Origin of the sequence: uncultured Campylobacter sp. (assembly GCF_963517995.1) — a bacterium.
GTDB lineage: Bacteria > Campylobacterota > Campylobacteria > Campylobacterales > Campylobacteraceae > Campylobacter_A.
In genome coordinates, this window is the sequence record NZ_CAUQHQ010000074.1 from 1 (window position 1) to 11703 (window position 11703).

11 protein-coding genes are annotated in these 11703 nt (G+C 47.9%); 6 read left to right on the forward strand and 5 right to left on the reverse strand.

From position 1 onward, the window contains the following. Window positions 1–189, forward strand: a 189-nt coding sequence (locus tag RYL88_RS08215; RefSeq protein ID WP_314990473.1) for a hypothetical protein, incomplete at its 5' end; no start/stop codon positions are given. Window positions 190–368: 179 nt separating this feature from the next. Here the strand turns inward: RYL88_RS08215 and RYL88_RS08220 are convergent. Continuing rightward, window positions 369–1736 carry an anthranilate synthase component I family protein gene (locus RYL88_RS08220; protein ID WP_314990475.1) on the reverse strand — a complete coding sequence of 456 codons (1368 nt, stop codon included), beginning with the start codon at window positions 1734–1736 and terminating at the stop codon, window positions 369–371. Window positions 1737–1784: 48 nt separating this feature from the next. After that, the gene (locus RYL88_RS08225) at window positions 1785–2213 is read right to left on the reverse strand and encodes a DUF302 domain-containing protein (protein ID WP_314990477.1); all 429 of its coding nucleotides are present in this window, start codon (window positions 2211–2213) and stop codon (window positions 1785–1787) included. Window positions 2214–2290: 77 nt separating this feature from the next. On the opposite strand from RYL88_RS08225, the gene RYL88_RS08230 reads away from it, so the two are divergent. Next, window positions 2291–3043, forward strand: coding sequence for a sulfite exporter TauE/SafE family protein (locus RYL88_RS08230; protein WP_314990479.1), 753 nt, complete (start codon window positions 2291–2293; stop codon window positions 3041–3043). 187 nt (window positions 3044–3230) lie between these two features. Here RYL88_RS08230 and RYL88_RS08235 read toward each other — a convergent pair whose 3' ends face one another. Beyond that, window positions 3231–4862: a methyltransferase regulatory domain-containing protein gene (locus tag RYL88_RS08235; protein ID WP_314990481.1), complete on the reverse strand. Its 1632-nt coding sequence runs from the start codon at window positions 4860–4862 to the stop codon at window positions 3231–3233. Window positions 4863–4898: 36 nt separating this feature from the next. Between RYL88_RS08235 and uvrA the strand changes: the two genes are divergently transcribed. The 3 genes from uvrA (at window position 4899) to RYL88_RS08250 (ending at window position 8905) form a co-directional block, all read left to right on the forward strand. Continuing rightward, the gene (gene uvrA / locus RYL88_RS08240) at window positions 4899–7748 is read left to right on the forward strand and encodes an excinuclease ABC subunit UvrA (protein ID WP_314990483.1); all 2850 of its coding nucleotides are present in this window, start codon (window positions 4899–4901) and stop codon (window positions 7746–7748) included. Beyond that, complete coding sequence (locus RYL88_RS08245; protein ID WP_314990485.1) at window positions 7749–8300, forward strand: ATPase; 552 nt, start codon at window positions 7749–7751, stop codon at window positions 8298–8300. A gap of 164 nt (window positions 8301–8464) precedes the next feature. Further along, window positions 8465–8905 carry a pyrimidine dimer DNA glycosylase/endonuclease V gene (locus RYL88_RS08250; protein ID WP_314990487.1) on the forward strand — a complete coding sequence of 147 codons (441 nt, stop codon included), beginning with the start codon at window positions 8465–8467 and terminating at the stop codon, window positions 8903–8905. A 245-nt stretch (window positions 8906–9150) separates the two neighbouring features. Here RYL88_RS08250 and RYL88_RS08255 read toward each other — a convergent pair whose 3' ends face one another. Both RYL88_RS08255 and RYL88_RS08260 read right to left on the reverse strand, forming a co-directional pair. Further along, entirely contained in the window at window positions 9151–9279 is a 129-nt protein-coding gene (locus tag RYL88_RS08255) for a hypothetical protein (RefSeq protein ID WP_314990489.1), read from the reverse strand. Window positions 9280–9335: 56 nt separating this feature from the next. Continuing rightward, window positions 9336–10964, reverse strand: coding sequence for a formate--tetrahydrofolate ligase (locus RYL88_RS08260; protein WP_314990490.1), 1629 nt, complete (start codon window positions 10962–10964; stop codon window positions 9336–9338). 273 nt (window positions 10965–11237) lie between these two features. Between RYL88_RS08260 and RYL88_RS08265 the strand changes: the two genes are divergently transcribed. Next, on the forward strand, window positions 11238–11636 hold the full coding sequence (locus RYL88_RS08265; RefSeq protein WP_314990492.1) for a DJ-1/PfpI family protein: 399 nt from the start codon (window positions 11238–11240) through the stop codon (window positions 11634–11636). The last annotated feature ends 67 nt before the right edge of the window (window positions 11637–11703 follow it).

An 11703-nucleotide genomic window follows, 5' to 3' on the forward strand; every position in this document is an offset into this window, starting at 1 on the left:
GCGGCTTGTCTTTTTCCTTTATACGTCGTTGGAAACTCGGTCGGCTTCGGTCACGGACGACCAGTCCGCTCCCTCGCCTCCGTCGTTTCCGCCTCGTCTAAAGAAAAAATACTTCGCCTTATCGTTTTATATTCAAATTTAAAGCCAAATTTACCCGCCGAGACCCGCACTCTAAAAACTCAAATTTAAAATTTGCGACGCTTTGCGCGAGCAAAGCTGTGTCGCCACATCTCACGTGCAGTGGGGTAGGTGGGGGTTTGGGGGCGGAAGGGGCGACGCTTCGTAAGTAGAAACCCCTTCCGCCTCCCAAGAAAAACAAAGTTTAAAAAGTTTTTATGTAGCAAACCCTAGTCTGCAACGACAATTTCTCAAATCTTCCTTGCGTTTTTCGCAAACACGTTTAGCACCGAGGCGCGTTTTTTACAAATTTCTTTATATTCGTATTCCGGCACGCTATCTATCACTATGCCCGCTCCTGCCTGTACGAAAATTTCGGCGAAATTTTCACCAAGCTCGCCGCTTTTTAAATTTAACTCGTTTACGCCGTCAAGATGCGGGTCATACCCGCTAGCGTCAAATTTGCTGCCAAATTTGCGCGAAAATATCGCGCTTCTAATCAAAATCGCCATTTGCGCGTCGCCGTTAAAGTGGAAAAATCCGATGCCGCCGCCGTATGCGTTGCGTCTATAAGGCTCAAGCTCGGCGATGATCTCCATGGCGCGGATCTTGGGCGTACCGCTGAGCGTGCCTGCGGGGAAGATGCTGCCGACTGCGTCAAAGGCGTCTATATCGTCCGACTTCGCGCCGTAGATGTCGGAGACGATATGCATCACGTTCTCGTAACGCACGATGCGCATGACGTTTTTGACTGCGACGCTTTTTGGCTTGCTGACGCGGCCGATGTCGTTGCGAGCGAGGTCGATGAGCATTTTATGCTCGGCTAGCTCCTTTTCGTCGCTTAGCAGTTCGCTCTCGAGTGCAGCGTCCTGAGTCGCGTCCCTGCCGCGTCCGCGCGTGCCGGCTATGGGCGCGACGTAGATTTTGCCCTCTTTGATCTCGCAGACTAGCTCGGGGCTAGAGCCAGCGACGTCGCCGTAGGGGGTCGGAAAGTGAAACATATAAGGGCTCGGATTTGCCTCGCTTAAGGCTCGGTAGAAATCCAAGCTATCCATATCCGAGGCTAGTTTTAGCTGCTCGCTTAGCACGACTTGAAAGACGTCGCCGCTTTTTAGGTACTCTTTGGCGCGCTTTGCGATTTTTAGAAAGTGCTCTTTTTCGCCTTCTAAATCGGTTAAAATTTTATATTTGCTCTGTCTTGTTGCGCGCTGTTCCTTGGCGGCCGCTTCGTCGTCCGCGCTAAATTTAACTAAAAAATCGTAATACCGCTCGCTATCGCCGTAAAAGCTGTAAATTTTGCTATTTTTATCAAAGTGCAGATAGGCGCGGGCGTTGGCGTAGAAAAAGTCCGGGAAATCATACTGCGAGGCGTTAAATTCGGGTATTTTTTCAAAATATTTTATCCCGCCGTAGCCTAGCACCCCAAATAGTCCCGCAAAAGGCGCATCAAATTTTTGAGCTTTAAAATAGCTCTTAAGCCCCGCAAAATCGGTCTGCTCGCTGCTGATATACTCGCAGTCGATGCCGACGATAGTCTGCGTCGTATCCTCGGCGAGGTAGGAGTTAGCAAATCTCTCTCTGATCTTTTCGTAATAAAAAATTGGGCTCAAAAGTAGCATAAAATATCCTTTAATGAGCGTAGATTATATAAAAATTAAGCTTAAATTTCATTTGACGGCGGCGTCAAAAAGCTCGCGCTCTAGCCTTTGCGCCGCGTCTAGGGCGGGGCAGTCCGAGGCGCCGTATCTGGCCGCGACGCTTTTTATATCCTCAAAGCTCACGACCGTTTTGCCCTCTATTTTTTGAAATAAAAACTTAAACGGAAGCTCCAGCGCTAGGCTCGGTTCGCATTCTATTAAAGGCGCAATTACGCCCGGCGCGCCAAAAATCACCGTGACCGACGGGGTCAAATTTACTCCCGTTTGCGCGGCGAAAACGTGATGAGGCACTACAGCAAATTCGCTAACGTCTTTCATGTCAAGCAGTCTTTGAAATCTCTTAATCGCGCCTTCTAGCTCTAGCTCGCTTTGACCTGCCGTGACGCCGGCAAAGGCCAAATTTAACCCCGCAAAAATCATCAAAAACAATCTTTTCAATAACTTCCCTTTTTTAAATTTTAAAATTAATTTTACCCAAAAACGGCTAAAATCGGATTTTACTTTAAGGCGAGATTATGGAAATTTTATCGGTTGCGTCGATCGGATACGTGTGTTTGGGACTATTTATTGGCTTTTTGTCCGGATTTTTGGGCATCGGCGGCGGCGCGGCGGCCGTGCCGATACTCGTATTTTTGGGCTTTGACGTCAAATACGCAATCGGCGTAAGCGTCCTTCAGATGATGTTTAGTTCGGTCTACGGCTCGCTTTTAAATCTCAAAAATAAGACCCTTGATCTAAAGCCCGCTTTGGTTCTGGGCAGCGGCGGCTTTTGCGGGGCGAGCGCGAGCGGATTTATCGTGGCGAGCGTTCCGTCGAAATTTTTGCTTCTCACGCTTATCTGCATTCAAATTTTTAACGTTATTAAGCTATTTTTTAAAAATCCGGAGCCAAAAGGCGCGCACAATCCCTCTCTCGTGCCGCTTTTTTTCGTCGGACTTTTTGTCGGCGCGGTAGCGATCAGCGTGGGTATCGGAGGCTCGGTTATCATCATGCCGGTTTTGATAAATTTCTTAAACTATGACATAAAAAAGGCGATCAGCACGGGACTGTTTTTTGTGATATTTTCGTCGATTTCGGGCTTTATCAGTCTAACTTTGCAAGGGCTAGTGCAGTACGAGGTCGGCGTTTTGGTCGGTATCGGCTCGCTTATAAGCGTGAGGTTTGGGGTGGCTTTGGCGCAAAAGATCGACCGCGCTATCCAAAAAAGATGCCTGCTTGCGCTTATTTGCACGACGCTACTTATAATGATAAATAAGCTTTTTGCTTAAATTTAGTATTTGCGATAATTTTGGTTTTGCTAAATTTTACCGTTTTAATAGCTGAAACTGCTCGTCCAAATTTTACAAATTCATGTCAAATTTTGGCGAGTTCAGAAGTTCCCGTAAATTTAAAACAATGCGGTCAAATTTACGGGAAATGTAGGGGGCAAATTTATCGCATTCGCCCCCAAAAAAATCAGAAATTTTCTAAAAATCCGCCCTCACTTAGTTTTAGCTCAAGGTCTTTTACGTAGTTTTCGGCCGCTTTTTGGTATTCGTTTTTGCTGATGGTTTTTATTGTCGCACCGTTTTTGCCAGCAAACTCCAGGTTTCTCTCTTTGGCAAATTTTACCGTCTGTTTTACGATATTTTCAAGCAAATTTTCTCCGTTAAATTTAAGCGCGATAAAGGCATCAAACTGCGAAAAATTTGCCGGCACGTTTAGTTCGTCGGAGATTTTTATCACGGGTTCGTCGCTAGATGAAAAATACTCAAAATACCCTCGCGCTCGCTCTTTTAGGCGGCTTTTGCCTACTTCGTAAGCGATTTTTGGGCGCTCGTAAGTCGTTAGCTTTTCGCAGTTTGCGGCTAAAATCTCCATAAAGCCAAAGTATGCCGATTTTACCGCGTTTTCATCGTCTTTTAAGAGCGCGGCGACGTCGGCGAAATTTACGCTTGCCGGATAAACGTCGGTAAAAACTTGATAAAGCCAGTCGTACTGCGGCTTCATCGCAGCGCCGTTTATATTTACGTAGCCGTCTTTTACTCGGTCGAAATTTGCCGAGATATGCAGCTTACAAAGCTCGTCTGCGCCGATATTTACGTTAAAGTTGTCTGAAACGAGGTCTTTGTGCATTATCATACTGCGCCTAAAAACCCTGTTTGTTAAAAAATCAAGCATTTGTTCTTTTTGGATGCGCGAGCTAAAATTTGCGTCTATATATGCATCAAATTCGTCTATGCCTAAATTTGATTGAAAAACGTCGTCTAGTCCGACCTCGGCGAGATAGGCAAGGCCGTTTTTATCAAGATCGGCCGCAAAATCCTTAAAATAAATCGGATCGTTAAAAACTTCCAGATACTCGTGCGCTATATATGAGTCGCTAGCGGATAAGATATAGTCGATGTGAAATTTTAGGCTTTCGTAATTTAAGAAAATTTGACTTACGTTACCGTCTTTTTGGCAAAATTTCGCGTATTCGCCAAGTACTTTTAAAAGCTCCCTCGCTTTGGCTACTTTTGCGGCCTCTCCTTTTACGTCTTTGGTGCCAAAGACTAAAAAATCTCTGATCGTATCCTTGATCTTCCAGCCAGGATAGACGTTATAGCTCACGTAGGCGATACCGTTTGGACTCAAAAATCGCTTGATCGTTTTTAGGATTGCGTCCTTTACGGCATCAGGCACCCAGCTATAAACGCCGTGACAGACGATGTAGTCAAATTTTCCGTAATCTCTCACGTCCGCATCCGTAAAATCGCAGATATCTTTTGCCATAAATTTTATATTATTCACGCGCATTTGCTCTGCTAGCTCTTTGGCTTTATTTATCTGCACCTCGCTTAGATCTATGCCAAGAGCCTTTGCCTGCGGGTTTGCGATAGCAAAAGGAAATAAATTTCCGCCGTAGCTGCAACCGATTTCTAGTACTTTAGCCGTTTTTGACGGCGGCGGCGTCAGCGACAAAAAAGAAGCCAAAGCTTCAAGGCGTGCGGGAGAAGTCTCTGCAAAAGCGCTCGAGATATAGGGAAGCTCGTCGTAGGATTTTTGGATATCGTTCATTTGCGCGTCCTTTAAATTTATATAAATTTTATAGCGATGATAATACAATATACGCCGTTAAATCCAAGTAAATTTAGGCAAAAAATGAACGACACTATAAAAATCACGGGCGCACGCGAGCACAACCTAAAAAATTTAAATCTTGAAATCCCAAAAAACAAGCTCGTAGTTTTCACCGGACTTAGCGGCAGCGGCAAGAGCACGCTAGCCTTTGATACGCTTTATGCCGAGGGGCAGCGCAGGTATATGGAGAGCCTTAGTAGCTACGCTAGGCAGTTTTTAGACCGCGTGGGTAAGCCAGACGTCGATAAGATCGAGGGCCTCACGCCCGCTATCGCGATAGATCAAAAAACTACGTCCAAAAACCCGCGCTCGACCGTGGGCACGATAACGGAAATTTACGACTATCTGCGACTTCTATACGCTCGCATCGGCATCCAGCACTGCCATAAGTGCGGCAAACCGATCTCTAAAATGTCGGCTAGCGACATCATAAACGAGATACAAAAGCTCCCCGAGGGCGCTAAAGTCGTCATCTACGCTCCGCTCGTGCGCGAGAAAAAGGGCACGTGGGCGGACTTGATCGAAAATTTACGCGGCAAAGGCTACGTGCGCGCCCAGATAGACGGCGTGCAGGTGCGCTTAGACGAGGAGATCGAGCTAGCTAAAACTAAAAAACACACGATAAAGCTCATCGTAGACCGCATCGTGATAGACGTGGATAACGCGCAGCGCCTAGCCCAGGACGTAGAAAAAGCGCTGAATGAAAGCTACTGCGAGGTCGAGATCGAGATAGCAAATGCCGAAGAGCTCGGGCTAAAAGAGAGCTTCATCCACTATAGCGAGCACTCGGCGTGCTTTGATTGCAAAATTTCATTTACTCCGCTTGAGCCGCTTAGTTTTAGCTTTAACTCCCCAAAGGGCGCATGCGAGAGGTGCGACGGGCTTGGTATCAGATATAGCCTGGATCTCACCAAAGTGATCGACGAAGAAAAAAGCATCGAAGGCGGCGCGATAAAGCTGCTTTACGGCTACAATATGAGCTATTATTATAAATTTTTGCTAGCTTTTTGCGAGCAAAACGGCATTGACGTAAAGCGCCCCTACTGCGAGCTTAGCGAGGACGAAAAGCGCCTCGTGCTCTACGGCAACGTAAAAGAGGTAGAGTTTTTCTGGAAGAAAAACAAGCTGCTGCGCAAATTTGAAGGCGCGCTAAAAATCACTCACGGACTGCTAAAAGACTACAAGGACTTTGACGAATACATGAGCGAGAAGGTCTGCGACGACTGCGGCGGACACAGGCTAAAGCCTCAAAGCCTAGCCGTCAAGGTCGCAGGGCGCGGTATCGGCGAAATTTTAGACATGAGTATAGAAAACTGCACCGCGTTTTTTTCGGACGAGTCAAATTTTAGCTACCTTAGCGAATACGACAGGACGATTGCCAAGCCGATATTTAAGGAGATAAACGAGAGGCTGTTTTTCCTCTACGACGTGGGGCTGGGGTATCTCTCGCTAGGACGCGATGCGCGCACGATTAGCGGCGGCGAAGCGCAGCGTATCAGGATCGCTAGCCAGATCGGATCTGGCCTTAGCGGCGTGATGTACGTGCTAGACGAGCCTAGCATCGGTCTGCACGAGCGCGATACGCTAAAGCTCATCAAAACGCTGCGAAATTTGCAAGCCAAAGGCAACTCCGTGATCGTAGTCGAGCATGATAAAAAGACGATCGAGGAGGCCGACTACGTCGTGGATATCGGGCCTGGAGCGGGGAAATTCGGCGGGCAGATAGTTTTTGCCGGCGACGTAAAAAGTCTGCTTGGCTCAAGTACGCAAACCGCGCTTTACATAAACGGTGAAAAGGAAATCGACTACCGAAAAGACCGAAAAATCGACACGTGGCTTGAAATCTCAAACGTAAATATCAACAACATATCAAATTTAAGCGCGCGCTTTCCGCTGCGAAATTTGGTCGGTATCACGGGAGTTTCGGGATCGGGTAAAAGCTCGCTCGTGCTGCAAACCCTACTGCCTGAAGCCCAGGAGCAGCTAAACCGCGCCAAAAAGGTAAAAAAGGTCGCGGGAGTAAATTTGAGCGGACTAGAAAATCTAGACAAAGTGATCTACCTAGATCAAAGCCCGATCGGCCGCACTCCGCGCAGTAATCCAGCCACCTACACGGGCGTGATGGACGAGATCAGAGGGCTTTTTGCGCAGACTAAAGAAGCCAAACTGCGCGGCTACAAGATCGGCAGGTTTAGCTTTAACGTCAAGGGCGGACGCTGCGAAAAGTGCCAAGGCGAGGGCGAGATCACGATCGAGATGCACTTTTTGCCAGACGTAAACGTCGTCTGCGACTCGTGCGGCGGTACCCGCTACAACGCGCAGACGCTAGAAATCCTCTACAAAGGCAAAAGTATCGCCGACGTGCTAAATATGAGCATCGACGAGGCGGTGGAGTTTTTTAAATCCGTGCCCAAAATCGCTAGCAAACTAACGACGCTGCAAGACGTGGGCCTAGGCTACATCACGCTAGGGCAAAACGCCGTGACGCTAAGCGGCGGCGAGGCGCAGCGCGTAAAACTAGCAAAGGAGCTCAGCCGCTCGGACACGGGAAATACGCTCTATATCCTCGATGAGCCGACTACGGGGCTGCATTTTGCCGACGTCGATAGGCTCGTGCGCGTGCTGCATCATTTGGTCGATCTTGGCAACTCGGTCTTCGTCATAGAGCACAACATGGACGTCATCAAAAACTGCGACTACATCGTCGATATGGGGCCTGAAGGCGGCGCAAAAGGCGGTAAAATCATCGCGCAGGGTAGCGTAAAAGAGGTTGCTAAAAATCACGCAAAAACGGGCAGCTATACGGGTAAATTTTTAGCCGAGGAGCTGGAAAATATGAAAAATGCGGCAAAAAAGGCGAAGAAAAAATAGATGATGGCGGGGCAAATTTGCGCGCAGAAGCTAGAAGAGATATTTTCAAAAGGCCGTTTAGACGGCTATAAAAACGCAAGCGAACACAGAGAAAATTTCTTACTCATAGGAAAAATCGGCGCTAAAATCGGCGTTTTGGAAGTGGCGATTAGAAACAGGATAGCTAAGGCTTTAGGTATAACGGACGATAAATTTATATCGTCCAAAACGCTTGGCTACTGGGAGCGCAACATCGAAACGCACAAAATCCATAATCAAATTTTAAATTTACGTGCGATGGATTTTCGCAAATACTCCAAATTTAACAAAAAAGATAAACTGCTAAACTATCAAAAAGTAAGCTTTGCCTACACGCTTTTTAGGCTGATTAGAAACCGCGCGTTTCATTTTGAAAATCTTTATAAAATCAACGCCGACGGCACGCCCAGAATCAACAAAATAATGGGGAGTATCATCGTAAATATCGCGCCTGAGCATATAGAAGATTTTATTGATGATCTGATTTTTTGTTTTGACGAGGATTTGGTAGGATATTTAGAAAATGGCGGCTAATAAGCGCCGCCTTGAATCGCAACGAGATAATTATAAGCCAAAATCGCTAAAATAAAACTTAAATTTACGAGCTTTAGCGGGGGGGCGTAAATTTACGCGGTCAAATTTAAGTATCTGCGGCGAGGCGCGTCTATTTTGGTGGTTAAATTTAATGAAAGGCAAAGATGAGACTTTGGACGATAAGCTTTAAATATCTCGACGCAAAGGGGCTTGTAGCGCTTTGGCGTGAGGCGCTGCTAGCTAAAAACGTGCTGGCTGGGCTTACTAAGGGCTACAAAAATCACCCGCAGCTTGACCGCTTTTATGCACATGAAAACGCGCTAGAGGCGATAAATGCGTATCTGGCGGGGGTTTATGAGGAGGCCTGCGCTCGCGGGTATAAATTTGACGCGGCAAAAGTTGGCGAATTTGACTGGCGAAATATAGCCAAAATAGCCGTCTCTCGCGGGCAGATAGAGTATGAATTCGCCTTTTTGCAAGAGAAGCTAAAATCGCGCGACGTCAAGGCATACGAGCGAAATTTGAGCGTAAAAAATATAGAAATCGCGAGTATCTTTAAAGAGGTTGACGGCGGGATAGAGCCGTGGGAGAAAGTTAAAATTTAGCGCTGTATCGCGCGTAAATTTTGGCTTGCTTGCGCAAATTTGATTAAAACTCCAAAATACATTATGCTGATTTTGCCAAGATTTGCGGCAAATTTCGAGCTTTAAATTTGGGTATTTAAAACGCCGTAAAATAGCGCAAATTTGGTGCTAGGCCGGTACGCGGCTTTAGGCGAGTAAATCTGATTTTGCGTTTCGGCGATGGACGGTAAGATAAAAATCTCGCATGAATAGCGTTGCTATAAAATTTACGAGCTAGCGCGGGCGTTTGTTAAATTTAGCGTTTTAAATTTGACGGCAAATTTAAAGGACGAAATAGTTAAATTTAAAAAGGCGAACCCGGCGTTATCTCCGCCAAATTCGCCTTTGTTTTTCAAAAAACTTCGCCGACCGATCAAATTTTGTGTTCAAATTTGACGGATCGAAGCTTGCTTTACTCCGCTCTCATATGCTCGGCGGCAGGCACTTTAGGCAGTCCAGGCATCAGCATAGTCGATCCGCTAACCGCCACGATAAAGCCCGCTCCGCCGCGAATCTCAAGCGCGCTAACCTCGAAGCTAAAGCCCTTCGGTCGTCCTAGCAGCTTAGCATCCGAGCTAAAGCTATACTGCGTCTTTGCGACGCAAACGGGCATACTCTCAAAGCCTAGGCGCGAAATTTCGGCTAGATCAGCCTGGGCGCGCGGGCTAAAGACGACGTCTTTTGCGCCGTAAATTTTAGTCGCGATCTTTTCGATCTTGGTTTTGACGTGGTCGGTGGGCTCATACGTGAAGCTTATCTTGCGAGCCGGTTTTTCGCAGATTTGTGCGACTTTTTTAGCTAGATCCTCCGTGCCCGCGCTTCCTTTTAAAAAGCCTTCGCACAGGCTAAACTCAGCTCCCGACTCCTCGCAAAGAGTGCGTACGTGGGCGATCTCGTCGTCCGAGTCCGAGGCGAATTTATTTAGCGCGACGATGACGTTTTGGTTAAAATTTTTGAGATTTTCTATGTGGGCTTTTAGGTTTTCGCCGCCTAGCTTTAGCGCGTCTAAATTTGGCTGCGAGATGCCGTCTTTGTCGCATCCACCGTTATATTTTAGCGAGCGGATAGTGCTTACTAGCACGACGCATTTTGGCGCGAGGCCTGCGGTGCGGCACTTGATATCGAGGAACTTTTGCGCTCCTAGCTCGGCGCCAAATCCCGCCTCGGTCACGACGTAGCCCGCTAAATTTAGCGCCGTTTTGGTCGCTATGACGCTGTTGCAGCCGTGCGCGATGTTTGCAAACGGTCCGCCGTGGATGAGCACTGGCGTACCCTCTAGAGTTTGCACGAGGTTTGGTTTTATCGCCTCTTTTAGCAGTACGCAGACGGCGTCGGCGCAGTTTAGGGATTTTGCGCGCACGAGGCCGCCCTCTTTATCGTAGGCGACGATGATATTTTGGGCGCGCTCTTTTAGATTTTTTAGGTCGGTCGCTAGGCACAGGATCGCCATTATTTCGCTAGCGGCGGTGATTACGAAGCCGTCCTTGCGAGTAAATTTATTGCTCTTTTCAAGGCCGATTTCGATTTCTCTTAGCGAGCGGTCGTTCATATCCATGCAGCGCTTGAAAACGACGCGCGCAGGGTCGATATTTAGGGCGTTGCCGTGGTGGATGTGGTTATCTAGCATCGCCGCGATGAGGTTATTTGCCGAGGTAATAGCGTGAAAGTCGCCGTTAAAGTGTAGGTTGATATCCTCGCTCGGCGTCACCTGCGAGTATCCGCCGCCCGTCGCTCCGCCCTTTATACCGAAAACCGGCCCCAGGCTCGGCTCTCTAAGCGCGGCGCACACGCGTTTGCCGATACGCGCTAAGCCGTCTGATAGCCCGACGGTTACGGTCGTTTTGCCCTCGCCATACGGGGTCGGATTGGTCGCGGTAACTAGGATGAGATTTGCGCCGGACGCGCTGCCTAGTCGCGGTTCGATCTTGGCTTTTAGCTTGCCGAAGGTGTCTAGCTCCTCCTCGCCTAGCCCCAGTTTTGCGCCGATTTTTACGATATTTTGCGGCTTTGCGCTCGCTTCTATTTCTCTGTCGCTTAGCATCGTCTTTCCTTAAAAATTTGATTTAAAATGATTTTGTAATTTTACCTCGCAAATGTGAAAAATCTCATTAAATTTTAGCCGCTCGTAATCAAATTTGGGCTAAATTTGAAACTAAAATTGACAAAGGATCGCTATGAAGGCTCTAAACGTTTTGCTTTTTGACGGATTTACCGAGGTGAATGCGCTGGGGCCTGCCGAGGCGCCTGTCCCCTGCGCTAGAAGGGCGAGCGAAAATGCTACGAGATAGAGTATTTTTCGGTTGCTGGCAGGCTCGTGGGTAGCAGTACGAGCGCTAAAATTTGGACGCGAAAGCTAGATGAGATGGTTAAATTTGACGTCTTGCTCGTGCCGGGCGGTTTTGCGGCTAGGAAGCTAGCGCATGAGAGCGGGTTTATCGCTATTTTGGGCGAGCTGGCGCGCAGACGTGAGTACGTGATCACTGCGTGTACTGGCTCGGTTTTGCTAGCTAAAACAGGACTTTTGGACGGTATTGAGGCTACTAGCAATAAGCTATCTTGGCAGTGGGCGACCTCGGAGGCCCTGAATGTGCGTTGGATACGCGCGGCCGGGCGGTGCGTTAGCGAGAAATTTTATACTAGCTCGGGCGTGAGCGCTGGTATCGACGCGGCTCTGGGTTTTATCGCTGATATGCACGGCCGGGACGAGGCGTAGCATATCGCTCGAGCGATGGAGTATGTGTGGAATAGCGACAAAAACGCGGAGTTGTTTTAAATTTTAG

Coding starts and splice junctions, on each gene's coding strand:
- RYL88_RS08245 (WP_314990485.1), top strand. CDS start 7,749: ATGATGGCGGGGCAAATTTGCGCGCAGAAGCTAGAAGAGATATTTTCA.
- uvrA (WP_314990483.1), top strand. CDS start 4,899: ATGAACGACACTATAAAAATCACGGGCGCACGCGAGCACAACCTAAAA.
- RYL88_RS08260 (WP_314990490.1), bottom strand. CDS start 10,964: ATGCTAAGCGACAGAGAAATAGAAGCGAGCGCAAAGCCGCAAAATATC.
- RYL88_RS08250 (WP_314990487.1), top strand. CDS start 8,465: ATGAGACTTTGGACGATAAGCTTTAAATATCTCGACGCAAAGGGGCTT.
- RYL88_RS08220 (WP_314990475.1), bottom strand. CDS start 1,736: ATGCTACTTTTGAGCCCAATTTTTTATTACGAAAAGATCAGAGAGAGA.
- RYL88_RS08230 (WP_314990479.1), top strand. CDS start 2,291: ATGGAAATTTTATCGGTTGCGTCGATCGGATACGTGTGTTTGGGACTA.